Here is a 25770-nt window from a genome sequence, read left to right as displayed (position 1 = left end):
TACCGCGCCCGAGCTGACCTGCATCAAGGCGTGCGAACTCGGGAGGCGCTTGAATGTAACGCGGTGTCATACGGATGGAGGAACACGAGATGATCAAGATTCTGGTAGCAACCGACCTGTCCGAGCGCTCGGCGCATGCGGTACAGCGTGCCGTGCAACTGATCCGTCATCAGGGCGGCGGTGAGTGGAGCCTGCTGCACGTGATCGATGACGATGCGCCGGCCGCACACGTGCAACGCCAGGTGCAGCAAGCCGAAACCCTGCTGCAGGCGCAGGCTGAACGCCTCGGCGAGCAGGCCGGCAGCGTGCCACGGGTGATCGTGGGCACTGGCGAAGCCGCCACGGTAATCGTCGAAAGCGCCCAGGGGACGGGGGCCGACCTGCTGGTAGTGGGGGCGCATCGCAAGTCGGCGCTGCGCGATTTCTTCGTCGGCACCACGCTCGAGCGAGTGGTGCGCAGCAGTCATCTTCCGGTGTTGCGGGTCAATGGTCCGGTGACGCACGAATACCGTCATGCGCTGTTGGCGATGGATCTGTCGCGCACGTCGCAACAGGCGCTGAGCCGGGCCCGTGAGCTGGGGCTGGCGAGCCTGGACAACCTGCATGTGGCCAGCGCGGTGGAGCCGCTGGCGGCAGGCGCGATGATGGAGGTTGGGGTCAGTGCAGAGGTGCTGGAGAGTCAGCGTGAGCTGTTGCGCAAGCAACTGGTCGAGCGCCTGGATGCCGTCGGTGCGAAGCTGGGCCATGAACGCTTGCTGGTACAGATCGGCTCACCCGAAGGGGTAATCGGCGAGGCCCTGAAGCACTCAGGTGCCGATCTGCTGGTGCTCGGTACCCATGCCCGTGAAGGCGTTTCGCGCTTCTTCCTGGGCAGCGTCGCCAGTCGCCTGCTGGCCTCGCTCGACAGCGACGCCTTGATCGTGCCGCCGGCTGACTGATAGCTCAGGCGGCTTCGACCTGTTCCGCCTCGGCGGCGTTCAGGCGCAGGGCACTGGCGATGATGGCCTGGCTATGCCGGGCCAGCTCGTTGCGGCTGCGTGATTCGCTGGGGATCGGAGCCAGCAGGCGTATCTCGACCTCGCAGGCCGAGTTCGACAGCAGGCGCAGCAGGTGCGACAGCATGTCGTCGTCGCCCACGAATGGCGCCACCGAGCAGGGTTGCCCGTCGCGCAGGTAACGGATGGCCACCGGTTGCAGTGCCACACCGCTGTCGATGGCGCTGCTCAGCAGGCGACCGTGAAAGGTGCGCAGGGCCAGGCCGTCGGTGGTGGTGCCTTCAGGAAAGATCAGCAGGTGATGGCCTCGCTGCAGGTGCTGGGTGAGCTGCTGGCTCACCTGGCTGCTGTCGCCCGCGCCGCGACGGATGAACAGCGTACCGCCCTTGTGCGCCAGCCAGCCGGCCAGCGGCCAGCCACGGACTTCCGCCTTGGACAGGAAGGACAGCGGTTGCAGGGCGCCGAGCAGGGGAATGTCGGTCCATGACACATGATTGGCGACCCACAGCATCGGCTGCGTCGGCAGCTCGCCCTCGACCCGCACGCGAAATGGCAAGGCGCCGCCCAGGCGTGCCAGGAACCAGCGGGTCAGGCGCTGACGTAACGGCATCAGGTCGTGCCGCACCAGGCGCTCGTACAGGCTGACGATGCTGGCCAGCAGGGCGCCGAAGGTGATTACCAGGGCCAGGTGAAGCAGACGTATGGATAGACGCAGTTTGGCCATCAAGGCCTCCGCTTGAAGACGTGTGCCGGCATTATCCATGGATAGCGTCGTTTGGCGATGCCTGGCGGTCAGGCTGTCGTGTTGCAGCGAGCGCTGCAGGCGCATGGCGAACAGCCGCCCGCGCGAGCAACGCTCGTTCCCACGCTCAGGTTTCAGACCGCGGCCTTGAAGTGCCGGGCGTAACGTGGGCACAGCTCGTCGCGCTTGAGCAGGATGAACACGTCGGCCACCTGGAAGTCGCGGTCCCAGCAGGGTTCGCCACAGATCTTGGCGCCCAGGCGCATGTAGGCCTTGAGCAGTGGTGGCATCTCGGCGATGACGTTGCCCGGCAGGTCCAGTTGCGGCAGCGGGTGCTTGGGTTCGGCGCGCAGGTGTTCGGTGCACAGGTAGCGCTCGCGCAGGCGTTGCATGATCGCTTGTGCCTGGATGCCGCCGTCCTGCATGGGAATGCTGGCGCAGCCCATCAGGTAGCGATAGCCGCCTTCGTTGAGGACCTCGGCCAGCTCACCCCAGAGCACGGCGATGGTGGCACCGTTGCGGTAGGCGGTGTCGACGCAGGTGCGGCCGATCTCCAGCACCGGACCTTCGAGCTTGGTCAGGCCGTGCAGGGCGAATTCTTCTTCGCTGTAGTAGCGACCCAGGCCGGCGGCAGCCTGATGATCGAGCAGGCGGGTGGTGGCTACCAGCTCACCGCTTTGCATGTCGCGCACACCGATATGGCGGCAGTGGATGTCGTAGTCGTCCATGTCCAGACCCAGTTCGGCGCCGTTGAGTTTGGCGTCGAATTCCGCGCTGAATACGCGGTAGCGCAATGCCTGAGCTTCACGCAGGGCGGCTGGGCCTTGCAGGCGTTCGGCCTGCAGACGGCGAGCGGTTTGAGTCATGCCAGATCCTCCGTGTGCCGGCTGTATGCTTGCAGCCGGTCGATCTTGTTGGGCAATCTCAGGCTAGGTAGTGGCGGTGTCACCACCGTGAAGCTTTTTTTACGCTTATGTGACGGCGGCCCAGGTGTTGCCGCGAGGAGAGCTGCGATGCCCTGGTCGAGCCTGTTTCAGCCCATCGAGCGCCTGACTGCCGAAGCGGGCCTGGAGGATTGGTACGCACGCCTGCTGGCGCAGCTGGACGGTACGCCGCAACCGTTCGAACTGGCGCTGGTAGGTGGCCTGCAGGCCGCCACGCCGGGGCTGGCCTTTCTCGCCGGTTATCAGGCCGCTTTGCGAGTGCTGTGGCCCGCGGCGCCGTGGACGGCCGGTGCGCTGTGCGTGACGGAGAACCGCAGCACCCGTCCGGCGGACATGAGCACGCGCACATACGGGCTGTACATCAGTGGTCGCAAGGATTTCGTCACTGCCGCCGAATGCGCCGACTGGTTGCTGGTGGCGGCGCGCGAGGACGCTGCTGAGGAGTCGCCACGGCTGGCACTGGGCGTGGTACGCCAGGGCGCGCCGGGGGTGCGCATCGAAGCGCTGCCGGCTTTGCCGCTGATGCCGGATATCGGCCATGCCCGCCTGCATCTGGACCAGGCGCAGGGCGAACGCCTGGCCGGCGATGGCTGGGATGATTACGTCAAACCCTTCCGCACCCTGGAAGATGTCCATGTGCTTACTGCCGTCGCCGCCTGGCTGTTTGGCGTTGGCCGCGAATGCAGCTGGTCATCATCATTGATGCTGCGCCTGCAGGGGCTGCTGGCCGGTTGTGCCGAGGTGGCGCGACAGGCGCCCAATGCCGCCACCACTCATCTGTTGCTCGCCGGGTTGTTCGCCCAGCAGCAGGCGCTGGCTGACGAACTGGATGCAGCCTTCGCCGCGGGGCCGGCGCCCTGGGCCGCGCTGTGGCAGCGCGACAAGGGCTTGCTGCGCATCGCCGAGGCGGCGCGCAGCAAGCGCCTGGAGAAAGCGCGGCAGATTGTCGCCGGCTGTTGATCCATATCAGTACCGGCTGGTCTGCCTGCGCATAAGGTTGCCTCGCGATTCACTAGCAGGCTGTTGAAAAACTACCTGCGTTGGCAATACTGCGTTAAAAACGGCCTCAAAATGCTCATTTACAGCACGTAAACCCGAGTGCGGGCCCAGTGCTTTTTTCGGCCGTTTTTGCCTTGTCTTGCCTGCCTCGCCTACGTTTTTCAAAGGCCTGCTAACGAGGTTTCCATGCGCCGCGAGCCCATCGTGCTGTTTGATAACGGCCGCCATCAATGCCTGATGTTCGATGACCTGGTCAGCGGCGAAGGTGTGCAGTCCAACCAGTTCCTGATCACCGACAACGAGCAGTACCTGCTGCTCGATCCGGGCGGTGATCTGACCTACACGCCGCTGTCGCTGGAGTTGTCCAAGCACATCCCGGTGCAGGACCTGACCTATATCTTCGCCTCGCACCAGGACCCGGACATCATCGCCTCGCTGGACAAGTGGCTGCTGCACACCCGCGCGCGGGTGATCTGCTCCAAGCTGTGGGCGCGCTTCCTGCCGCACCTGACGGCCAACTACCTGGTCCTGAGTCGCGGCATCAACACCTTCGATCGCATCATCGCGTTGCCCGATCGCGGCCAGAACATCCCCTTGGGCAAGTGCACGCTCAAGGCCGTGCCAGCGCACTTTCTGCATTCGGTAGGCAACTTCCAGCTCTATGACCCGGTGAGCAAGATTCTCTTCTCCGGCGACATGGGCGCTTCGCTGGTGGATGACGCCACGCCGGTACGCGACTTCGTCAACCACGTGCCGAACATGGAAGGCTTCCACCGCCGTTACATGGCTGGCAACAAGGCCTGTCGTCTGTGGGCGGCGATGGTGCGTGAGATGGACGTGGCGATGATCGTGCCGCAGCATGGCCGGCCCTTCGTCGGTGGGGAAATGATCAGCGCCTTTCTGCACTGGATCGAGAACCTCGAATGCGGCCTCGACCTGATGGGGCCAGAGGATTACCAACTGCCCAAATGAGGGTGGGAGATGGCGGTTTCGTCGCTTCAAGCCGTCATCATGCACGTGCTAGGGTGCGCCACGATTTCTCAGCGAGGCCCGCCATGCCCACTTCCTTCCTAAGCCGGTTGAGCCTGGCGCTGGTCCTGTTCGCCAGCGCCGCCCAGGCGGAAAACTGGCCGCAGCCCGATTGGCAGAGTCAACCCGCGCCACGCTCGGCCGCCATCGACGAGCTGGAAACCTATGCCTTTGCCCCGCGCGACGATGCCGAGCGCAAGGGCGTGCGCACCGATGCGTTGCTGGTGATTCGCGATGGGCAGATCGTCTACGAGCGTTACGCCGAACCGACCACCGCGCAGACGCCGCACCTGACCTGGTCGATGGCCAAGAGCCTGTTCGCCACCGTACTCGGCGTGGCCTATGGCCAAGGGCGCTTCAAACTCGATGCTCCGGTGGCGCAGTATTACCCGCCGATGGCCGAGCACCCGCAGATCAAGATCGGTCACCTGCTCAACTGGGCCTCGGGCCTGGCTTGGCAAGAGGACTACGAATACGCCCCGCTGAAGTCCTCGGTGGTGGCCATGCTCTATACCCGTGGTCGCGACGACATGGCCGCGTTCACCGCTGCGCATGCGGCCGACGCCGCGCCGGGTACGCGCTTTCGTTATTCCAGTGGCGACAGCAACCTGCTGGCGGCTGCCCTGCGTGGCATGGTCGATCAGCAGGCCTATGCCGATTATCCCTGGACCGCGTTGTTCGAACCGCTGGGCATCACCCATGCCGTGTGGGAGCGCGACGCCAGCGGCACCTTCATCGCTTCGTCCTCTGCCTACCTCAGTGCGCGCGACCTGGCCCGCGTCGGCCTTTTGATGCAGCGCGGCGGGCGTTGGGGCGAGCGCCAGTTGCTGCCTACAGCCTGGGTCGACTTCGTCTCTACGCCGTTCGCCGATTATCAGCCACAGGGCTTCGCGCCGGGCGATGCGGTGCCGGGCGGGCAGTGGTGGCTCAACGCCGAACTGCCGGGCAGCGCGCGCCCCTGGCCGGATGCACCGGCCGATACCATCGCCGCGCTCGGGCATTGGGGGCAGGGCCTCTATGTGATGCCCAGCGAGAACCTGGTGGTGGTGCGATACGCCGATGACCGCGATGGCCGCTTCCAGCACAACGAACTGCTCAAACGCGTGCGTGCGGCCTTTGCCGCGGAGGTGCAGCCGTGATCCGTCGTCATCCGTTCCTCAGCGTGCTGGTACTGCTATTGCTTCTGCTGCTGGCCTGGGCCTGGCCGAACCGTGTGTATCTGCAGGCGTTCCCTGACATCATCAGTGCCTACACGGCCAAGGAGTACTGCTCCTGCCGTTACGTCAGTGGCAACCCGGCGGCCTATTGCCAAGGCTATGTCGCGCAGTACGTGCCGATCAGCAGCCTGCTGGATGAGCAAAGCGCCAAGCGCGTGACCGCCAGCGGCCTGGGCCGTACCCACAGCGCCGTCTGGCTGGGTGAGCGCCAGGGTTGCCAGTTGCTGCCGGCGCAATGACAGGTATCGTTCGCCTGTCTCGCTGCGCGCGTTGAACTTGTCAGCGCGCCGCAGGACGAAGAGCTACGCGACGTGCGTGATGTTCACGGAGAACTGACTGGTGTCCACGCGTGGGACTATTTATCCCTGGCGAGCGGGTAATCGCTTCGAGCTTCTGCTCGATGGCGCGGCGTTCTTCCCACGTATGCTGGCGGCCATCGAGGGCGCCCGGCAGCAGGTGGAGGTGGAGCTCTACCTGATCGAAGATGGCCAGTGCAGCGAGCGCCTGATCGACGCCCTGTGCCGCGCCACCGAGCGGGGTGTGACGGTGCGGGCGCTGTTCGATGCCTATGGTGCGGCAGGGCTGGGCGCGCTGATGCGCGAGCGCCTGCTCGCGGCAGGTGTGCAGCTGCGTTGGTACAACCCGGTGCGCTGGCGCCGTGGCATCCGCAATTTTCATCGGGATCATCGCAAGTTGCTGCTGGTGGACGGGCGCCTGGCCTATGTCGGCGGCACGGGCGCTACAGATGAGTTCTGGCTGCCCAACGAGTCACGCAGCCCCTGGCACGAAGTCATGGTGGAAATCGAGGGGCCGCTGGTCGGCGATTGGCAGCAGCTGTTCGAGCAGCTCTGGCAGGCGCGCTTTTCCTGGCGTCCCAGCCACAGGCCTGCTGCGTTGAGCCTGCCGCAATGTCCTGCGGCCGGTGCTGGCCTGGGCCGCGTGGCCTATGCCGATGCGGCGCAGCACCGCGACATCCTGCTCTCGCTGCTGCGCGCCTTGCGTGGCGCCAAGCAGCGGGTGTGGCTGGCCACGCCTTACTTCCTGCCGACCTGGAAAATCCGCCGTGCCTTGCGCCGCGCCGCTGCCCGTGGCGTCGAAGTGCGCCTGTTGCTGGCCGGGCGCCACACCGATCATCCGCCAGTGCGTTTTGCCGGCCAGCGCTACTACCCCAGGTTGCTCAAGGCCGGGGTGCGCATCTTCGAATACCAGCCGCGCTTCTTGCACCTGAAGATGGTGCTGTTGGACGACTGGGTCAGCGTCGGCTCGTGCAACTTCGATCACTGGAACCTGCGCTTCAACCTCGACGCCAACGTCGAGGCGCTCGATCCGAATTTCACCCAGGCGGTGACGGCCAGCTTCATCGAGGACTTCGCCGTCAGCCGCGAGATCACTCTCGCCGACTGGCGCCAGCGCCCCTGGTGGCGGCGCGCGCAACAACGGTTGTGGGGTTGGCTGGACCGGCTGGCGGTGAACCTGCTCGATCGCTGGCGCTAGAGCTGCATGCGCTTGCCGCCGCGTCAAGGAATGCTTAAGGTGCCGTGCCAATATCATGGTTCTCGGCGACTTTGACCGAGACCTGCACCTTAAGGACTGTGGTATGTACGTGGTGCACTTTCCCGCTGACGGGCGTTTTCCGTCTCTCCGAACGTTACCGATGCTTGGTTCCGATGTTCATGGCGAGTGGAGCTGGCGGAGGGACGAATGCGTTTACTGATTTTTCTGAACCAGCTGACGATCATCCTGCTATACCTGGCCGCGCTACTGTTCGTAGGGGGTGTCAGCTTGGCCCTGTTTGTCAGCCCCGGCCATGTTCCCCTGGTCTTGGCCGCTTCCCTTTTGACGGTGATTGTCACCATCCCGTTTTCACTGTTCTGTCTGCTCAGCGCTTGTAGAAAAGGCTGCATCAGCCCCAGCTACGTCGCGTTTTCCGTGCTGATCTCCTGTCTCATCGCTGGGCTCGGGTGGGTCGTCATTCCCTTCGCATTGAGGCGGGACCTGACCGATCACTTGAGCGGATCGACTGGTACGGAAGAGTCTGACTGACACCCAGCGTCAGTCAGTGCTGGAACCTTCAATATAAGGACTTATTGTTGTGAGAGAGAGATTAGAACCCATTCTGGAGTCGGCCGCCGCCGCCGTCGATGAGGAGCCGGACTATTACCGGGTCAGTGAGGCCGCGTTGAGCCATGATGAGCCCGCTTGCTCGCCTTTGCCGAAAGTCTTCGACTTCTCCGGACGCCTATCCCTGGCGCGTTATTGGCTGTTTCATGTGCCCTTCGTTTTTGTCATACCGACAGCGCTGATCATTTTCCTCGTGTTAGGGCTCCAGCATCAGCTGGTAGTGATGGGCATCGCCCTGGCTGTGGTGCTGGTGGTCTCTTGCCTGCTGTTCTGCTCGTTGCTGATGCGTCGTGCACGGGATCTGGGTTGGAGCCCGATCTGGGGCGTGATCGCTGCGTTGCTGCCGGCTCTGGGAACCGTGGTTCTTCTGCTGCTGGTCGTGCTACCGGGTCGGGAGCGAAGCAACCGTTTCGGCCCACCGAATCCGTCTATGAGCCGTCTCGGCAAAGTATCCACCGGCCTGCTGGTACTGGGGGCATTCACCGCTTCGCTCCTGCTGGCGTTCTATCTGCCGCAATACCTGCCGAGCACTCTGTTCGGTGAACTCAACTTCTTTGCCAGCGCACCGGAGACAGCGGCGCCCTGACGTCGTAGCTGCCCAGACGTGGATCGACAGCCGTCGATCCACGCCCGGTATGGCCTGACACAAATAGTTCCCCTCCTGCCTGATACCCCGTCATTCAGCAAGTTGAGGTCGGCCTGCGCGCGCCCGCGCCAGGGCGCCACTCATCCTTTCGGGCGACAGATGAAATCCCTCCTTGGTGCGCTTATCCGTGGTGTGGGTGCTGCGTAGGGTTTCCTGCAGCTGTACCCCTACATCAGGAGACCCGCATGACAACAACAACAGGGCCCGGACTATTCCAGCCGCATACCTTGGCATTGGCCGTCGCCGTCGGTTTCGCCGCACCGGCACAGGCCGTCAATTTCAATATCGGTGAGATCGAAGGGCAGTTCGACAGCTCGCTGTCGGTCGGTGCCAGCTGGTCGATGCGCAGCCCGGATCGCGATCTGGTCGGCCCCAACAACGGAGGTCAGGGCCAGGCGCAGACCGGTGACGATGGCCGCTTGAACTTCAAGAAAGGCGAGACCTTCTCGAAGATCTTCAAGGGTATCCACGATCTCGAATTGCGCTATCGCGATACCGGCGTCTTCGTCCGCGGCAAGTACTGGTACGACTTCGAGCTGAAGGATGAGAGCCGCCTGTTCAAGGACATCGATGACAGCAATCGCAAGGAGGGCGCCAAATCCTCGGGTGCGGAAATTCTCGATGCCTTCGTCTATCACAACTACGCCATCGGCGATCTGCCCGGCACGGTGCGGGTCGGCAAACAGGTGGTGAGCTGGGGCGAGAGCACCTTCATCGGCAACAGCATCAACTCGATCAACCCGATCGACGTGGCCGCCTTCCGCCGCCCGGGAGCCGAGATCAAGGAAGGCCTGATTCCGGTGAACATGCTCTACCTGTCGCAGAGCCTTACCGACCGCTTGAGCATGGAGGCCTTCTACCAGCTGGAGTGGGACCAGACCATCATCGACAACTGCGGCACCTTCTTCTCTACCGCCGATGTGGCCGCCGATGGCTGCGACAATGGCTATCACATCGGCTCGCCGGCCATCGCGCCGTTGCAGCCGGTCGCTGCCGCGTTCGGTCAGGGGTTCCGCGTCGACAGCGAAGGGGTGATCCTGCCACGTGCCGGTGATCGTGATGCCCGTGACAGCGGTCAGTGGGGCCTGGCCCTGCGCTGGCTCGGTGACGAGACCGAGTACGGCGCCTACTTCATGAACTATCACAGCCGTACGCCCATCGTCAGCACGCAGAACGCGGGACAGGCGACCCTGGATTCTTTGCTGGGGATCATCGGCGCTGCCAATGCCATAGTGCCTGGTAGTGGTCAGGGCCTGGCGCAGAGCGTGATGCTCGGTAACGGCCGCTACTACCTCGAGTACCCCGAGGACATCCGCCTCTATGGCCTGAGCTTCTCCACCACCCTGCCCACCGGCACGGCCTGGAGTGGCGAGATCAGCTACCGGCCGAACCTGCCACTGCAGATCAACACCACCGACATCACCCTCAGCCTGCTCAACCCCATTGCAGCTGGCACCTCGCCGGTTACTGCCGGGGCGGGCCAGGACAACGTCGGCTACCGGCGCAAGGAAGTCACGCAGGTGCAGACCACCTTCACCCACTTCTTCGATCAGGTGATGGGCGCGGGACGCTTCACCCTGGTCGGCGAAATTGGTGTGGCTCACGTCGGCGGGCTGGAGAGCCGCGAAGACCTGCGTTATGGCCGTGACTCGCTGTTCGGCGCCTATGGCTTGCGTGGTGACACCAACGGCTTCGTCACCAGCACCTCCTGGGGTTACCGCGTGCGCGGCATCTGGGAGTACAGCAACGCGTTCGCCGGGGTGAACCTCAAGCCGAACATCTCCTGGTCGCATGACGTCGACGGCTACGGCCCCAACGGCCTGTTCAACGAGGGAGCCAAGGCCGTGAGCTTCGGTATCGACGCCGACTACCGCAATACCTACACCGCCAGCCTGTCGTACACCGACTTCTTCGGCGGCGATTACAACGTCGCGGTCGACCGTGACTTCCTGGCGCTCAGCTTCGGCGTGAGCTTCTAGGCCATCAGGATCAGTTGAGGAATGCAGATGAATACAACCCTGAAGATGCTCGGCGCACTTTCCCTGAGCCTGCTGGCCAGCGGCGTGCTGGCCGCGGTCAGCGAGCAGGAAGCGGCCAAGCTCGGCAGCAGTCTGACCCCGCTGGGCGGTGAGATGGCCGGCAACGCCGCCGGCTCCATCCCCGCCTGGACGGGCGGCCTGGCCACCGACGCCGGGCAGGTGGATGCACGCGGTTTTCTCAGTGACCCGTTCGCCAGCGAGCAGCCGCTGTTCACCATCACCGCACAGAATCTGGAGCAGTACCGCGATCAGCTCTCGGCCGGGCAACTGGCGATGTTCACGCGCTACCCGGACACCTATCGCATGCAGGTGTACCCGACGCACCGCAGCGCTGCAGTGCCGGAGGCGATCAACGCTGCGGCCATGACCAGCGCGCTGAAGACCGGCCTGCGTGACGGTGGCAACGGCCTGACCGGTTTCACCGACAGCCGCTACTACGCCTTCCCGATTCCGCAGAGCGGCCTGGAGGTGGTGTGGAACCACATCACCCGTTATCGCGGCGGCAACCTCAAGCGCAGCATCGTGCAGGCTTCGCCACAGACCAACGGCGCCTACACCCTGGTGAGCTTCGAGGACGAGGTGGCCTTCCCCGAGGATATTCCGGACATCGATCCGGGCAAGGCGGAAAACACCCTGCTGTTCTTCAAGCAGCGCGTCACCGCACCGTCGCGTCTGGCCGGTAACGTGCTGCTGGTACACGACTCGCTGGATCAGGTGAGCGAGCCACGCATGGCCTGGATCTACAACGCCGGCCAGCGCCGCGTGCGCCGTGCACCGCAGGTGGCCTATGACGGCCCCGGCACTGCGGCTGACGGCATGCGCACCACCGACAACTTCGACATGTTCAGCGGCGCGCCGGATCGTTACGACTGGAAGCTGGTGGGCAAGCGCGAGCTGTTCATCCCCTACAACAACTACCGGGTCGCCTCGCCGCAAGTGAAGTACGCCGACATCCTCAAGGCCGGCCACGTCAATCAGGACCTGATCCGTTACGAGCTGCACCGGGTGTGGGAAGTGGAGGCGACGCTGAAGTCCGGCGAGCGCAACATCTACGCCAAGCGTCGCTTCTACGTCGATGAGGACTCCTGGCAAATTGCCCTGTCCGAGCACTACGACGGTCGCGGCCAGCTCTGGCGTGTGGGCGAGGCGATGTTGTTCCAGCAGTACGACAAGCAGGTTCCGGTATACGCGTTCGAGGCGCTGTACGATGTCATCGCCGGTCGTTATATCGCCATCGGCATGGCCAATGAAGAGAGAAGTGCGGTGCAGTACGGCACCCAGGCCTCGGCCAAGGACTTCACCCCCGCAGCGCTGCGTAACGCCGGCGTGCGCTGAGTTCGCCCCTGGCTGAAACAAGCCGGTGCCGCCCTGTGCGTCGCCGGCTTTTTTCTGCGTGCCACGCTCACGTGAATCTCGCGCCATAAGCCCCAGGGGGTGGTCGCCAGAGGTGAGGGGGGTACCATCGACATGTGGTTCAACAATGACAAGCAGAGAGAACCGCTGCCATGCCGACCCTTGCCATCGCCCGCCCGACTGCGGTGCAGGCGCAACCTGCCGATCTGCCACGATTGCCGCCGTGCGTCGTTTCCCGTCCTGCCCTGGAGCAGCGTCTGCTCGCCAGTGAAGCGCGCCTGCGCCTGCTGTGTGCGCCTGCCGGTACCGGCAAGAGCGTGCTGCTCGGTTTGTGCGCGCGCCACACACCGGTGGCCATCGAGCGCATATGGCTCGATCTGGGTGGGCGTAGCCTGACCCCGGCACAGTTGTGCAAGCGCCTGGCGGTGCTGCTGCAGATACCAGCCGAGCAGGCCAACGAAGCGGGCCTTGTCGATTGCCTGCATGAGCGCGCGCAGCGCCTGTGGATCTTTATCGACGACTACCCGCGACAGGCCGACGACATGCTCGATGCCTGCCTCGACCGGCTGTTCGCCGCGGCGCCGCAGCAGGTCGTCTGGTGGGTCGCCAGCCGCCGTATACCGGCGTGGAATCTGCCTCGCCTGTTGCTGCAGGGTGACCTGCTGGAGCTCAAGGGCGAGGAGCTGGCGCTGGATCAGGCGGCGCTCAGCGAGCTGTTGGCGGCGCTGCAGGTGACGCTCGCCGAAGACGTCCAGCAGGCGCTGCTACGAAGCACGGAAGGTTGGCTGGCGGCGATCCGCCTGTTGCTGCTCGATGCCGACGAGGATGCGTTGCGGCAGCGCTTGCAGGATGGCTGCCCGGTGTTGCGCGATTACGTGCAGCGCGAGGTGCTGGCCGACCTGGACGAGGAGCTGCTCAGCGACCTGCACGCGCTGGCCTTGCTGCCGCGTTTTTCCCTACCGCTTTGCGAGCATCTGCTCGATGGACGCGGCAGTCAGTTGCTGGCGGAGCTGCAGCGCCGCCAACTGTTCGTGCGCAGCCTCGACAGCAGCGGCACCTGGTTTCGCTTGTGGCGAACCTTGGCCGAGGTGCTGCGCCGCCTGCCAGGCGCACCGTTGCCGGCGTCGGTGCATGTACGCGCCTGCCAGTGGTTCGCCCAGCATGGCGATATTCGCGAGGCCGTCGAGCACGCCTTGCTCGCCGGGCAGGTCGAGGTGGCGGTCAACTACCTGCAGCGTTTCGATCAGGAACAGTTGCTACAAGGGCAATCGGTGGCGCAGCTGCTGCAGTGGCGCGAGGAACTGCCAGACTGGCTGTTCGCCAGTTCACCGCGGCTGATCGTGTTGCAGGCCTGGGCCCTGATCATCTGCGCCCGTTTCGATGAGGCCCGCGACTGCATTCAGGGGCTGGCGTATTTCATGCCGCAGCCCGATGAGCGGCGCCAGAGCAAGCTGATCGCCCATTGGCAGGCGTTGATGGGCGTGCTGGCGCGGCAATGTGGCCGCCGTGATGCCCGGCTGCACTGCGAGCAGGCCCTGCAGGTGCTGGACGAAGGCAGCTGGTCGCAGCGCGTGCTCTGCTATCAGGCGCTGGCTCAGCAGCACATGGCTGAACATGCCCTGGTCCAGGCCAAGCAGGCGCTGGATCAGGGTCTGCGCCTGGCGCGTGTGCACGGCAGCCTGATCTACGAGGCCTTGCTCAATACCGATCATTGCCTGCTGCTGCAGATGCATGGTGAGGCGGGGCGCGCAGCCGAGCTGGCCGAGCAGTCTCTGGCGCTGCTACGCGAGCGCTTCAGCCACAGTCCGGTGGTGGCCCGGCTGCTGCTGGTGCGCGCCAGCCTGCTGGCACGCCAGGGGCTCGATGAGGCTGCGCAGCAGGCGTATCGCCTGGGGTTGCAGGAAGCCGAGCACTGCGAGGATGCCTACACCATCTCCGGCTATCTCGGCATGCTGGAGCTGGCGGAAAGCCGTGGCGATCTCGACGAGGCGCACCAATGGCTGCAGAAGGCCGAGCGGGTGATGCAGTGGTCGCACGTACCGGAAGTGCGCTACCGCTGCGTGTTGCAGTTGCAGGCCGGTCGGCTGCTGCTGCGTCAGGGACAGACCGGGCGCGCGCGTGAGTTGTTCGCCCAGACCCTGCAGCAGTTGCAGCAACGCCAGCAGCTGGCGCCATCGGAGTTCTACGATTTGCTGCCGCGCCTGCGCCTGTACCTGGCGCTGAGTGATCTGCTGATCGGCCACCACGCCGCCGCCGAATATGCCCTGCGCCTTTTGCTGGACGAATGCCAGCTTGCCGGGCATCGCAGCCTGGCCTGCGAATGTCGGGTCAGTCTGGCCGAGGCGCTGTTCGTGCAGGAGCAGCACGAGCAGGCCGATGCTCTGCTGCAGCAGGCACTGGCTGAGGCGCGACAACTGCGCCTGCTGCGGCCTCTGCAGGGGTTGCAGCAACGCCAGGGGCCATGGCTGGAGCGCCTGCTGCCGGGTGAGGCAGGGCAGAGCCTGCATCAGCGACTGTTCGAACCTGCACCGGCGCTGGATGAGCCGGCCAGTGCCGGTACGGCGCTACTCAGTGCGCGCGAGCTGGCGGTGCTGCACCTGATCGCGCAGGGTTGCTCCAATCAGGAAATCGCCGATCGCCTGTTCATCTCGCTGCACACGGTCAAGACCCATGCACGGCGGATCAACGTCAAGCTCGGGGTGCAACGACGCACCCAGGCTGTGGCCATGGCCAAGGCGCAGGGGCTGATGGGCGATTGAGTTCGGCACAGCCTGCTGCGCGTCGGCGCTGCCGCGTTAGAAGCAGGCTGGAGCGCCAGCCCGGTCGGATGCTCATGTACAAAAGTACAGTCGCCCGCGACTCCGACCGTTGCTAGCCTGCTTCTGCCTTGCATCGCTCCAGCTCGCGAGGCTTCACAGAGCGTTGATCGCGAGCGGGCAGAAAAACTGAGAGCTCAGCCGAGCAGATAGAACGCGCCGCAGATCACTACGCCCGAGTACAGCAGCATGATCAGGCAGTAGCCCATGATGTCGCGTGCGCCGAGGCCGACGATGCCCAGCAGCGGCAGCGCCCAGAACGGCTGGATCATGTTGGTCCAGGCGTCTCCCCAGGCAATCGCCATGGCGGTGACGGTCGGCGAGACGCCCAGGGCCTGGGCCGCCGGCAGCATGATCGGGCCCTGCACGGCCCACTGGCCGCCACCGGACGGTACGAACACGTTGACCACGCCAGCGCTGAGGAAGGCCAGCAGTGGGAAGGTGTCGGCCGACGACCAGGAAATGAACGACTCGGTGATTTGCCGGCCGAGGGAGATGCCGTCGGCGTTGGCGCCCATCATCATGCCCATGATCCCGGCGTAGAAGGGGAACAGCAGGACGATACCGCCGATGCCGCGCACGCTCTCGTCCACGGCGCGCATGTAGCGCTCCGGGGTGCCGTGCATCAGCAGGCCGCAGAACAGGAAGATCGCGATGACCACGTCCAGGCCCAGCACGAAGCCCTTGCTGGCGAAGTGGTTGAACAGGTAGATACCGGCCATGGCCACCAGCGCCAGACCGAGGATGCGACTGTCGTCCAGACGCTGTGCCGGGGTTTCACGGGCCGGCAGCTCGGCGCGCGATTCCACCAGCTTGGCGGCGTCGGCCACCTTGGCGTTCTGGCGTGGGTGCATGGCGCGGTTGAGCAGCGGCAGACCGATCACCAGAAGCGCGACGATGGTCAGGTTCAGGGTGCTGAACAGGGTTTCGCTGATGCTCACCGGAGCGGTCAGTACGCCGGCCGTGATGCGCGCCAGATCCGGGCCGCCGGTGGCCATCGACAGCGGGATCGAGCCAGCCAGGCCGCCGTGCCAGACCAGGAAGCCCGAGTACGCAGAGGCCACCAGCAGCGGGTAGTCGACGCCATCGACCTTGCGCGCCAGGGCGCGGGCGAACACCGCGCCGATCACCAGGCCGAAGCCCCAGTTGACCCAGCAGCCGACCAGCGCCACCAGGGTGACCATGATGATCGCCTGGCCGGGCGTGCGTGCCAGGCTGGCCAGACGGTCGAGCTGACGGTTGATGATAGGTGCACTGGCCAGGGCATGGCCGGTAACGAAGATCAGCGCCATCTGCATGGCGAAGCCAAGCAGGGTCCAGAAACCGCCACTCCAGTGCTGCACCATGGCCGGTAGTGACTGGCCGGTGGAGACGATACCGGCGAGCAGGACGCCCAGGGTCAGCAAGGCGGAGAAAACGAAGGGTGAGGGCAGGTACTTCTGTACCAGGCTCACACTCATGCGGGTGAGGGTGTTGAACATGGGGGGACGCCTCTTTCTTATGGTTGTGTAAGGGCTTTGACCAGGCTTTCGAGGTTGGTTACGCCTGGATACTACAAAGCCCGGCCGAGGCCGAGCTGTTTGCGTAGCCCGGATGCAATCCGGGGAAATCTGCCAGGGACTCCCCGGATTGCATCCGGGCTACCTCTATTGTGAATCGTCGCGGCTGAAGCGCCTCCCACAGGCGCCAGGCCGGCGTTGTGGCAGGCGTTTCAGCGGTGACTATTGTCTGGCGCTCAAGCGCGCTCGATGGCCAGCGCCACGCCCTGGCCGCCACCGATGCACAGTGTGGCCAGGCCTTTCTTGGCGTCGCGGCGAATCATCTCGTGCAGCAGGCTCACCAGTACGCGGCAGCCCGAGGCGCCGATGGGGTGGCCAAGGGCGATGGCGCCGCCGTTGACGTTGACCTTGTCAGCATCCCAGCCCAGTTCCTGGCCAACCGACAGTGCCTGCGCCGCGAAGGCTTCGTTGGCTTCGATCAGGCCCAGCTCATCCAGGCTCCAGCCGGCCTTGTCCAGGCAGCGGCGGGTAGCGGAAACCGGGGCGATGCCCATGATTGCCGGGTCGACGCCGGCGTTGGCGTAGCCGGCAATCTTCGCCAGCACCGGCAGGCCGAGCGATTGAGCCTTGGCCGCGCTCATCAGCAGCACCGCAGCGGCGCCGTCGTTGAGGCTGGAGGCGTTGCCGGCGGTGACGCTGCCGTCCTTCTTGAATGCCGGCTTGAGTTTGGCCAGGGATTCGGCGGTGGTGCCGGCGCGCGGCTGCTCGTCACGGGCAAAGGCGATGGGGTCGCCTTTGCGCTGCGGGATCTGCACTGGAGTGATCTCGGCATCGAAACGACCGGCTTCGATGGCCGCCACGGCTTTTTGTTGCGAGGCAGCGGCGAAGGCGTCCTGGGCTTCACGGCTGATGCCGTATTTCTCCACCAGATTCTCGGCGGTGATGCCCATGTGGTAGTCGTTGAAGGCATCCCACAGGCCGTCGACGATCATGCTGTCGATCATCTGCGTGTGGCCCATGCGCAGGCCGGTGCGGGCCTTGGGCAGCACGTAGGGCGACAGGCTCATGTTCTCCATGCCGCCGGCGATCACCACCTCGGCGTCGCCGCAGCGAATGGCCTGGGTGGCCAGGTGCAGGGCCTTGAGACCCGAGCCGCAGACCTTGTTCAGGGTCATGGCCGGCACAGCGTGGGGCAGGCCGGCACGGATGGCGGCCTGGCGTGCGGGGTTCTGACCACTACCGGCGGTGAGCACTTGGCCGAGGATCACTTCATCGACCTGGGCGGCGTCGAGGCCGGTTTGCTCCAGCAGGCGCTTGATGACGATAGCGCCGAGTTCAGGTGCGGGAATATCGGCCAGGCTGCCCTGGAAGCTGCCGATGGCGGTGCGGGTGGCGGCGACGATGACGACGTCTTGCATGGGAAATCCTCTTGGCGCGGTAGGGCGGAGAACGCTTCGCGGATGAATCCGCTCCTACAGGGTGTAGGACATAGGCAAAAAACGTTGCGCAGGCGCCGTGCGTGGTGGCGCCTGCGCAACGCTAGACAACTTTAGAAGCTCATTTCCGGTACGTGTTCGGGGACGATCAGCTTGCCAGCGGTCTTGGCGACGATTTCCTCGACGCTCACGCCCGGCGCACGCTCGCGCAGGATGAAGGCGTTATTGTCGATCTCCAGGTAGGCTAGGTCGGTCAGCACCTTGCGGATACAGCCGCAGCCGGTCAGCGGCAGGCTGCAGTGCTCCAGCAGCTTGGACTCGCCATCTTTCGAGGCGTGGGTCATGGTGACGATGATGTTGTCGGCGCCGGCTACCAGATCCATCGCGCCGCCCATGCCCTTGACCAGCTTGCCGGGGATCATCCACGAGGCGATGTTGCCGCGCACGTCTACCTCGAAGGCGCCGAGCACGGTGAGGTCGACGTGGCCGCCACGGATCATGGCGAAGGACTGCGCTGAGTCGAAGATCGCCGCGCCTTTGACTGCGGTGACGGTCTGCTTGCCAGCGTTGATCATGTCGGCGTCGACTTGCTCTTCGGTAGGGAAGGCGCCCATGCCGAGCAGGCCGTTCTCCGACTGCAGCATCACCTGCATTCCCTCGGGCACATAGTTGGCCACCAGAGTCGGGATGCCGATGCCGAGGTTGACGTAGAAGCCGTCCTGCAGCTCGCGGGCCACGCGCTGGGCCATTTGTTCACGGGTCAGTGCCATGCTGGTTTCTCCTAGGCGCGCAGGGTGCGTTTTTCGATGCGTTTCTCGAAGCTGCCGCAGATCAGCCGGTCGACATAGATGCCGGGGGTGTGAATCTGCGTCGGGTCGAGTTCACCGGGTTCGACGATCTCTTCGACCTCGACCACGGTGATGCGCCCGGCGCTGGCGACCACCGGGTTGAAGTTCTGCGCGGTGTGGCGGTAGACCACGTTGCCGAAGTGGTCGGCCTTCCAGCCTTTGACGATGGCGAAGTCGCCGGTGATAGCCGGCTCGAGGATGTAGTGACGGCCGTTGATCTCGCGTGCTTCCTTGCCCTCGGCGACCGGGGTGCCGTAGCCGGTAGCGGTGAAGAACGCGGGGATGCCGGCGCCGCCGGCGCGCAACTTCTCGGCCAGGGTGCCTTGCGGGGTGAGCTCGACTTCCAGTTCGCCGCTGAGCAACTGCTGCTCGAACAGGGCGTTCTCGCCGACGTAGGAGGCGATCATCTTGCGGATCTGCCGGTCCTCCAGCAGCACGCCGAGGCCGAAACCGTCGACGCCGCAGTTGTTGGACACCACGGTCAGATCGCGTACGCCACGGCGGCGGATCTCCGCAATCAGATTCTCGGGGATGCCGCACAGGCCGAAGCCGCCAGCCAGGACGGTCATGCCATCCTGCAGGCCGTCCAGGGCTTCTGCGTAGCTGCCGACGCGTTTGTCGAGTCCGCTCATTCGAGGCTGCCTCTTTGTTGTTATCAGGAGTGAGGCCAAGCTTCAGCGTTGCGAGCTTATTTGTTAAGTTTGTTTTTCCTCTTGATTGATCAGGAAAATAAATCAATGACCGTCAAACAGCTGCGTGCCTTCCTTGCCGTGGCGCAGAGCCTGAGCTTCGCCCAGGCCTGCGAGCGTCTGCACCTGTCGCAGCCGGCACTGAGCCTGGCGATCAAGAACCTGGAGCAGTCGCTAGGCGGTCAGCTACTGGTGCGCACCACCCGCAGCGTGGCGCTGACGCCCGAGGGCGAGACCCTGCTGCCGATTGCCGTGCGCCTGCTCGCCGACTGGGACAACGCCGAGGATCTGCTGCGCCAGCACTTCACCCTGCAGATGGGCAAGGTGGCGGTGGCGGCCATGCCGTCGTTCGCCGGCAACCGTCTGCCGGCGGCGCTGCGCGCGTTTCGTGATGCTTACCCACGGGTCAACGTGGCGGTGCACGACGTGATCAACGAACAGGTGATGGAGATGGTGCGCGACGGTCGCGTCGAGCTGGGTATCGCCTTCGAGCCTGCGACCCTCGATGGCCTGCAATTCACTGCGCTGTACGATGATCGTTTCGTCGCCGTGGTGCCGGCCGAGAGCCCTCTGGCCGGGCAGGCTGCGCTGACCTGGGCACAGTTGCTGGAGCAGCCCTTCATCACCCTGCAGCGACCCTCGGCGGTGCGTCTGCTGCTGGAGGACAGCGTGGTCGCCAGTCATGGCCGGTTGCCGGTGGCGTTCGAGAGCCACCAATTGGTGACGGTGGGACGCATGGTCGCCGAAGGCCTGGGCGTCAGCGCGGTGCCGCAGTTGTGCCGGCAGCAGATGGAAGACCTCGGCGCCCGCTGCCTGCCGCTGAGCGAGCCGCAGGTGTCGCGCAGGGTGGGCTTGCTGCACCAGGCCGGGCGTCAACTGTCCAGTGCGGCACAGGCGTTGACTGAAACCTTGCTTGGGATGGCCGGTAGCGAATAGATCGTTGCGGGATTGATATATTTTTAAAGTATCAATTCGAGATTATTTATATATTTTTAATCTCGATTCGTTGTCTTTAGCATCCCCATGCCAGTTGCCTGGTAGCTAACAACAACAATGAATCGAGGCATGAAAATGATACGACCTACCTCGCGCCTGACCGCTCTTGTCGCAGCGGGCAGTTCCCTCGCCTTTCCCGTCCTCACCAATGCCGCCTTCTTCGAAGACAGCAAGGCCACGGTCGAGCTACGCAACTTCTACATGAACCATGACTTTCGCCAGGACGGCGCCAGCCAGTCCAAGCGAGACGAGTGGGCACAGGGCTTCCTGCTCAACTATCAGTCCGGCTTCACCGAAGGGCCGATAGGTTTTGGTGTCGATGCGCTGGGGCTGCTTGGCCTCAAGCTGGACTCCGGTCCCGATCGCCAGGGTACCGGCCTGCTGCCGGTGGGCGATGACAAGGCCCCGGATGATTACAGCCAGCTGGGTTTCGCGGCCAAGGCGCGCATTTCCAAGAGCACGCTGCACGTCGGCACCCTGATTCCAAAGCTGCCGACGGTCCTGCCCAGCGACTCGCGCCTGTTGCCGCAGACGTTTCGCGGTGCACAACTGCAATCAAGGGAAATCGACGGGCTGACCCTGGACGTGGGCCAGCTGACGCACAACAGCCTGCGCAACTCCAGTGCCAGTGATGACATGCTGGTCGCCGGCAAAGGCATCCGTGGCGGGCAGGCCAGCGATGAATTCAACTTCGCAGGTGCCAGTTACAAGTGGTCGAAGAACCTCACCACCGCCTACAACTACGGCCACCTGGACAGCAACTACAAGCAGCACATCGTCAACCTGCGTCATCGTTTGCCGATCATGGAAGGGCATTCGTTCGACAGTGACATCCGTTATGCGCGGTCCACCCGCGATGGCAACAGCAACGTCGACAACACCGCCGTTGGCGCCAAGTTCACCTACAACCTCAACAGCCATTCGTTCGCTGTGGCGTATCAGAAGATGAGCGGTGATACGGGCTTTCCGCACATCGAAGGTACCAACTCCTTCCTGGTCAACTACGTGATGATCTCGGCGGATTTCGCCAGCCCCGAGGAGCGTTCCTGGCAACTGCGCTACGACTACGATTTCGCTGCGCTCGGGCTGCCTGGCCTGACGTTCATGACGCGCTACATCAGCGGCGACAACTTCCAACGTGCAGGAGGCCGCGAGGGCAAGGAATGGGAGCGCAACACCGACATTGGCTACGTGGTGCAGAACGGTCCGCTGAAGAACTTCGGCGTCAAGTGGCGTAACGGCACTTACCGCAGTAACGGCGGCAACGATGTCGACCAGAACCGTCTGATCTTCAGCTACACCCTGCCGCTGCTCTGACCCCTTTTTTGCCTGATACCGGGCCCGCTGTGGCCCGGTGCATTCGCGAGGATTCATACATGAATACCCACAAGACCCTGTTGCACCTGGCCATTAGCGCCGCGCTGTTTCTGCCGTTCAGCCTCCAGGCCGCCAACACCGCCGACGTTCCCTGCAACAGTACTGCCGAGTGTGCCGCGCAGGCTGCCAAGATTGGTGCGAGCACTGACAAGCGCGCGCTGAAAGGCGGTGCCTACGAAAGTCAGTTCGCCTGGATGAATCGCATCAACAAGGCTTCCATCGTCATGCTCACCGAGCAAGGCATCGTCAGCGCCCCGCAGGGCAAGCGTATCGCCAGCGGCGTGCAGCATGTCATCGATCAGGCTGGGCAGCCCGATGGCAAGCGTCCCAGCGACGTGTTGCAGGTCGAGAAAATCATGATCGACAAGATCGGCCCCGAGGCATCGCTGATCCATTCCGGGCGCAGTCGGCAGGACATGTACGCGACCTATCGCCTGGCCGTGCTGCGTGCTCAGGTGCTGGATTTCAGCGATGGACTCAACAGCGTGCGTGAGCGCCTGCTGAAAATCGCCGGTGACAATGTCGACACGCTGATCCCGGCCTATACCAACGGTGTGCAGGCTATGCCGATCAGCTACGCGCACTACCTGTTGGCGTTCGAGGCCGCATTCCAGCGTGATGCCCAGCGTATTCACGAGCTGTACCAGCGGCTCAACCTTAGCCCGATGGGGACGGCAGTCCTGGCCAATTCGGGCTGGCCGCTCGATCGCGAGCGCCTGGCCACCTTGCTCGGTTTCGATGGCGTGCGCGAGAACTCACTGGACTCCAGTCAGGTGTCGACGTTCGACATTCCTCTGGAGGCGGCCGGTATCGCGTCCTCGTCGGCGATTCGTGTCGGTGCGCTGATCGGCGACATTCACACCCAGTATCACCAGACCCGGCCCTGGCTGCTGCTCGAGGAGGGCTCGACCTATACCAGTAGTGCCATGCCGCAGAAGCGCAACCCAGGCCTGCTGATGCGTACCCGTGAGTCGGCGTCCAATGTCGTCGGTCTGGCCGGCGCCACGACGATCCGCGCGCACAACGTCACCACCGGCATGACCGATTACAAGATCGCCTTCGACGAGCTCGGCCTGTTCGAGTCGGCTACGCAGATGTTCAAGCGCCTGGACTCGGTGCTCGATGCTCTGGTGATCAACCCCGAGCGGGCCATGGAGGAGCTGGACAACGACTGGACCACGTCGATGGAACTGGCCGATACCCTCGAGCGGGAGCACAAGGTGCCATTTCGCATCGGCCACAGCTTCGCGTCGCTGATCGTTGGGCAGGCGCGCAAGGAAGGCTTGCTGCCCAAGAACTTTCCTTATGCCGATGCCCAGAAGCTCTATACCAAGGCCGCGCAGAAGTACAAATGGCAGGAGCAGAAGTTGCCGTTGAGCGAGTCCGAGTTCCGCGCGACCTTGTCTCCTCGCACCATGGTCGAAACGCGCAAGGGCACGGGCGGGCCGCAGCCGGCAGAGGTCAAGCGGATGCTGGCCGCTGCGCAGAAAGTGCTGGTGGCCGATCAGAACTGGATGAGCAAGCGGCGCCAGCATCTGCTCGATGCAGATCAGGCGCTGGACAAGGCTTTCAATCGTCTCGCGCAGCCATGACCCGCTAAGGTAGCCAGTAAGCATCTGCTCTGCTTGCCCGCGCTGCTATCGATAATCGGTGGCAGCGCTTCGCCGTGTTCGGCTGCTTGTCGCGCTCCGCCCGATTCGCTGCCGAGGCTCCAGACGCTCCGATCAGCCTTCACTTGCCATCGAGGAGGAGTGCGCGTCGCCGTGGAGGCCTGCCCAGCGTTTGCCGGGATAGTTCACTGTCCAGCGCCCCATTCCAGCGACTGATGAACAGGCAGGCCACGCAATTGCCCAGAACGTTCGTCAGTGAGCGGCATTTCATCAGGCGTTCGACACCAATGAGGATACCCAGCGTTTCCAGGGGGGCGAACTGCAAGACGCTGAGTGTGGCGGTCAGCATGATGAAGGCTGACCCCGCCACGCTGGTGGCCCCCAGTGAGGTGAACAGGCTGGCGCAGAGCAACAGCAGAAGCTGCTGGCCGTTCAGGTCATTTCCCGTCAATTGCGCGAGAAACACCATGGCTACGGTCAGGTAGAGATTGGAGCCATTGAGGTTGAAGCTGTAGCCACCGGTCAGTACCAGACGGGCCACCTGGCTATGGCAACCAGCGGTTTCGAGCTTGTCGAGCAAGCGCGGCAGCGCCGCCACTGACGAGCCGGTGGTGGCAACCAGCAGCAGCTCCTCTTTGATGTAGGGAATCAGCCGCCACAGGCGCAAACCTATCAGGCGCAGCATCAGCCCCAGTACCAAGGTGACGTAGAGAAAACTGGCCAGGTATATGGTGAGCAGGAACTTCAGCAACGGCAGCGCTGCAGTGGCGCCGTACTTGCCGATGGTGAACGCGATGGCGCCAAAGGCGGCGAGGGGAGCAAAGTGCACGATGCCGCGCATCAGCGCGAATATCAGTGAAACGCTCTGATCCAGTCGTTTTTGCAGAGGGGCTCCCGCGGCGCCGGAAAGCCCCAGCAGGTAGCCACAGAGCAATGCGGCGAGCAGTACTTTGAGAATCACACTCTGCTCGAGCGAATGCAGCACCAAGGCGGGAAGTTGAGTGAAGACCTCTGTGCTCGTCGCACTCTCTGGCGTCGGTGAGGCGTAGGACTCGCTGCCAGGTTGCAGCACCAGCGCCACCACGAGCCCGGTACTGAGCGACAGCAGAGAGACCAGTTGCCAGTAGCCCAGCATCCTGAACGCCAGCTTTGCGCTGCCTGGGTAACCGACAAGTCTGGCGACACTGGAGCACAGCAGGATGAACATCACGAAGGGGGTCAGCCAGCCGATGACGCTCAGGAACACTTCACTGAACGGTTTCATCTGGATGGCCAGAGGTGGATTCCAGACACCGAGCGTACCGCCGAGTAGAACGGCCAGAAGCAGTCGGGCAATACCGGAGCGGACCAGTCGGTGGATCATTGCACTTTGTTTTTGTAGTTATGGGTATCGGCTGCCCGCAGCTTGCGAGCAGGGCCATCCTACCCCATCGCTGGTGCTATTCGGTATTGTTCGGCCCTGCTGTCATCCTCCCTTACGGTGAACTATCCCAATGGAGCTTCGTCACCTGCGTTACTTCGTCATGGTCGCTGAAGAGCGTCATTTCACTCGCGCCGCTGCGCGCTTGAACATGCAGCAGCCGCCCTTGAGTCAACAGATTCGGGCTCTGGAGCAGGAGTTGGGATTCGAGCTGTTCATTCGTCACGCCAAAGGCGTCGACCTGACAGTCGGCGGCGAAGTGTTTCTGCGTGAGGCCAGGGACATCCTTGTGCGTGTGCAACAGGGCGGACTCAAGGCTGCGCGCGCTGCTCAGGGCATTGAAGGAACGTTGCGGCTGGGGTTTACCAGTTCCGCGGCCTTGCATCCGCTTATTCCCAAGATCATTCGTCGTTATCGAGAGGACTATCCGGGGGTGGATATCGCCCTTAACGAGGGCAGTGCCAGGGTGTTGACCGATAACGTGGTCAGTGAGCGAGTCGATATTGGAATCCTGCGTGCGCCCGTGGCCGACCCAGCCGGCGTTGCCTATCACCGCCTGCTCAACGAGGAGTTGCTGCTCACCCTGCCAGTCGGGCATCGGTTGCTGGCGGGCAAAGGGCCTGTTTCGCTGAGGGATCTGGCTGACGAGCCATTGATTCTGGTGCGTCGCCCTGGCGCGCCGGGGATGTACGCCAACTTTCTGCAGGCCTGCCGTAATGCCGGCTTCGAGCCAAACGTGGCGTTCGAGGTTGAGCGCATGCTGACCAACGTCAGCCTGGTGGCGGCTGGGGCTGGGGTCTCAGTGGTGCCGGCATCGATGCGTGGCTTCCACGAGCACAGTGTGGCTTATCGCTCGATTCGTGATGCCAAGCCGCGCCTGGTCGCGCCGATCACCCTGGTCTGCCGCGAGTTGCACCAGTCGCCGCAGGTGGCCAATTTCATTGCCTTGGCCCGTGAATTGGGCGCCGAGTATCGCAAGGAACCACTTTGAGTG

22 protein-coding genes are annotated in these 25770 nt (G+C 63.9%); 15 read left to right on the top strand and 7 right to left on the bottom strand.

The genetic code is table 11. The annotated features are described in order from the left end of the window. Window positions 1-89 precede the first annotated feature (89 nt). A complete protein-coding gene (locus ACN8M7_RS00480) occupies window positions 90-938 on the top strand; it encodes a universal stress protein (protein ID WP_490259410.1) in 849 nt (282 codons plus the stop codon). A gap of 4 nt (window positions 939-942) precedes the next feature. Here ACN8M7_RS00480 and ACN8M7_RS00475 read toward each other — a convergent pair whose 3' ends face one another. Both ACN8M7_RS00475 and olsB read right to left on the bottom strand, forming a co-directional pair. Continuing rightward, window positions 943-1719, bottom strand: coding sequence for a lysophospholipid acyltransferase family protein (locus tag ACN8M7_RS00475; RefSeq protein WP_490259409.1), 777 nt, complete (start codon window positions 1717-1719; stop codon window positions 943-945). Window positions 1720-1871: 152 nt separating this feature from the next. Further along, the gene (olsB, locus tag ACN8M7_RS00470) at window positions 1872-2603 is read right to left on the bottom strand and encodes an L-ornithine N(alpha)-acyltransferase (RefSeq protein ID WP_061241997.1); all 732 of its coding nucleotides are present in this window, start codon (window positions 2601-2603) and stop codon (window positions 1872-1874) included. A gap of 147 nt (window positions 2604-2750) precedes the next feature. On the opposite strand from olsB, the gene ACN8M7_RS00465 reads away from it, so the two are divergent. The 10 genes from ACN8M7_RS00465 (at window position 2751) to ACN8M7_RS00420 (ending at window position 14844) form a co-directional block, all read left to right on the top strand. Beyond that, window positions 2751-3641 carry an acyl-CoA dehydrogenase family protein gene (locus ACN8M7_RS00465; RefSeq protein ID WP_061241995.1) on the top strand — a complete coding sequence of 297 codons (891 nt, stop codon included), beginning with the start codon at window positions 2751-2753 and terminating at the stop codon, window positions 3639-3641. A gap of 225 nt (window positions 3642-3866) precedes the next feature. Continuing rightward, window positions 3867-4652 (top strand): oxygen-binding di-iron domain-containing protein, encoded by a 786-nt coding sequence (locus tag ACN8M7_RS00460; RefSeq protein WP_061241993.1) that lies wholly within the window; start codon window positions 3867-3869, stop codon window positions 4650-4652. Window positions 4653-4735: 83 nt separating this feature from the next. Continuing rightward, a complete protein-coding gene (locus ACN8M7_RS00455; protein ID WP_490259408.1) occupies window positions 4736-5848 on the top strand; it encodes a serine hydrolase domain-containing protein in 1113 nt (370 codons plus the stop codon). Beyond that, window positions 5845-6165 (top strand): amidase, encoded by a 321-nt coding sequence (locus tag ACN8M7_RS00450; RefSeq protein ID WP_490259407.1) that lies wholly within the window; start codon window positions 5845-5847, stop codon window positions 6163-6165. Before ACN8M7_RS00455 ends, ACN8M7_RS00450 begins: the two co-directional genes overlap by 4 nt. Window positions 6166-6265: 100 nt before the next feature. Beyond that, window positions 6266-7420 carry a phospholipase D-like domain-containing protein gene (locus ACN8M7_RS00445; protein ID WP_490259406.1) on the top strand — a complete coding sequence of 385 codons (1155 nt, stop codon included), beginning with the start codon at window positions 6266-6268 and terminating at the stop codon, window positions 7418-7420. Window positions 7421-7627: 207 nt separating this feature from the next. Next, entirely contained in the window at window positions 7628-7969 is a 342-nt protein-coding gene (locus tag ACN8M7_RS00440; RefSeq protein ID WP_061241985.1) for a hypothetical protein, read from the top strand. A 49-nt stretch (window positions 7970-8018) separates the two neighbouring features. Continuing rightward, window positions 8019-8633 carry a DUF805 domain-containing protein gene (locus tag ACN8M7_RS00435; protein WP_490259405.1) on the top strand — a complete coding sequence of 205 codons (615 nt, stop codon included), beginning with the start codon at window positions 8019-8021 and terminating at the stop codon, window positions 8631-8633. A 245-nt stretch (window positions 8634-8878) separates the two neighbouring features. Beyond that, the gene (locus ACN8M7_RS00430) at window positions 8879-10672 is read left to right on the top strand and encodes a DUF1302 domain-containing protein (protein ID WP_490259404.1); all 1794 of its coding nucleotides are present in this window, start codon (window positions 8879-8881) and stop codon (window positions 10670-10672) included. A gap of 27 nt (window positions 10673-10699) precedes the next feature. Continuing rightward, on the top strand, window positions 10700-12067 hold the full coding sequence (locus ACN8M7_RS00425) for a DUF1329 domain-containing protein (RefSeq protein WP_490259403.1): 1368 nt from the start codon (window positions 10700-10702) through the stop codon (window positions 12065-12067). 170 nt (window positions 12068-12237) lie between these two features. Continuing rightward, complete coding sequence (locus ACN8M7_RS00420) at window positions 12238-14844, top strand: LuxR C-terminal-related transcriptional regulator (RefSeq protein WP_490259402.1); 2607 nt, start codon at window positions 12238-12240, stop codon at window positions 14842-14844. Window positions 14845-15038: 194 nt separating this feature from the next. On the opposite strand, the gene ACN8M7_RS00415 is transcribed toward ACN8M7_RS00420, so the two are convergent. The 4 genes from ACN8M7_RS00415 to ACN8M7_RS00400 form a co-directional block, all read right to left on the bottom strand. Continuing rightward, complete coding sequence (locus ACN8M7_RS00415; protein ID WP_061241978.1) at window positions 15039-16382, bottom strand: short-chain fatty acid transporter; 1344 nt, start codon at window positions 16380-16382, stop codon at window positions 15039-15041. 254 nt (window positions 16383-16636) lie between these two features. Continuing rightward, window positions 16637-17818: an acetyl-CoA C-acetyltransferase gene (locus tag ACN8M7_RS00410; protein WP_490259401.1), complete on the bottom strand. Its 1182-nt coding sequence runs from the start codon at window positions 17816-17818 to the stop codon at window positions 16637-16639. Window positions 17819-17949: 131 nt separating this feature from the next. After that, window positions 17950-18606 carry a CoA transferase subunit B gene (locus tag ACN8M7_RS00405; RefSeq protein WP_490259400.1) on the bottom strand — a complete coding sequence of 219 codons (657 nt, stop codon included), beginning with the start codon at window positions 18604-18606 and terminating at the stop codon, window positions 17950-17952. A gap of 11 nt (window positions 18607-18617) precedes the next feature. After that, the gene (locus tag ACN8M7_RS00400; protein WP_061241975.1) at window positions 18618-19316 is read right to left on the bottom strand and encodes a CoA transferase subunit A; all 699 of its coding nucleotides are present in this window, start codon (window positions 19314-19316) and stop codon (window positions 18618-18620) included. A 105-nt stretch (window positions 19317-19421) separates the two neighbouring features. Here ACN8M7_RS00400 and ACN8M7_RS00395 point away from each other — a divergent pair, with 105 nt between their 5' ends. The 3 genes from ACN8M7_RS00395 (at window position 19422) to ACN8M7_RS00385 (ending at window position 23338) form a co-directional block, all read left to right on the top strand. Beyond that, window positions 19422-20309: a LysR family transcriptional regulator gene (locus tag ACN8M7_RS00395; protein ID WP_490259399.1), complete on the top strand. Its 888-nt coding sequence runs from the start codon at window positions 19422-19424 to the stop codon at window positions 20307-20309. A 135-nt stretch (window positions 20310-20444) separates the two neighbouring features. After that, window positions 20445-21686, top strand: coding sequence for an OprD family porin (locus ACN8M7_RS00390; RefSeq protein WP_061242154.1), 1242 nt, complete (start codon window positions 20445-20447; stop codon window positions 21684-21686). 59 nt (window positions 21687-21745) lie between these two features. Next, window positions 21746-23338 (top strand): argininosuccinate lyase, encoded by a 1593-nt coding sequence (locus ACN8M7_RS00385; RefSeq protein WP_490259398.1) that lies wholly within the window; start codon window positions 21746-21748, stop codon window positions 23336-23338. Window positions 23339-23477: 139 nt separating this feature from the next. Here ACN8M7_RS00385 and ACN8M7_RS00380 read toward each other — a convergent pair whose 3' ends face one another. Next, complete coding sequence (locus ACN8M7_RS00380; protein WP_490259397.1) at window positions 23478-24719, bottom strand: cation:dicarboxylate symporter family transporter; 1242 nt, start codon at window positions 24717-24719, stop codon at window positions 23478-23480. Window positions 24720-24849: 130 nt separating this feature from the next. Here ACN8M7_RS00380 and ACN8M7_RS00375 point away from each other — a divergent pair, with 130 nt between their 5' ends. Next, complete coding sequence (locus tag ACN8M7_RS00375; protein ID WP_490259396.1) at window positions 24850-25767, top strand: LysR family transcriptional regulator; 918 nt, start codon at window positions 24850-24852, stop codon at window positions 25765-25767. Window positions 25768-25770 lie beyond the last annotated feature (3 nt).

This window comes from Pseudomonas spartinae (genome assembly GCF_965197125.1).
Classification (GTDB): Bacteria; Pseudomonadota; Gammaproteobacteria; order Pseudomonadales; family Pseudomonadaceae; genus Aquipseudomonas; species Aquipseudomonas composti_A.
Note: the sequence above shows the minus strand (reverse complement) of the source record. Positions and strands in the feature narration are given on the sequence as shown.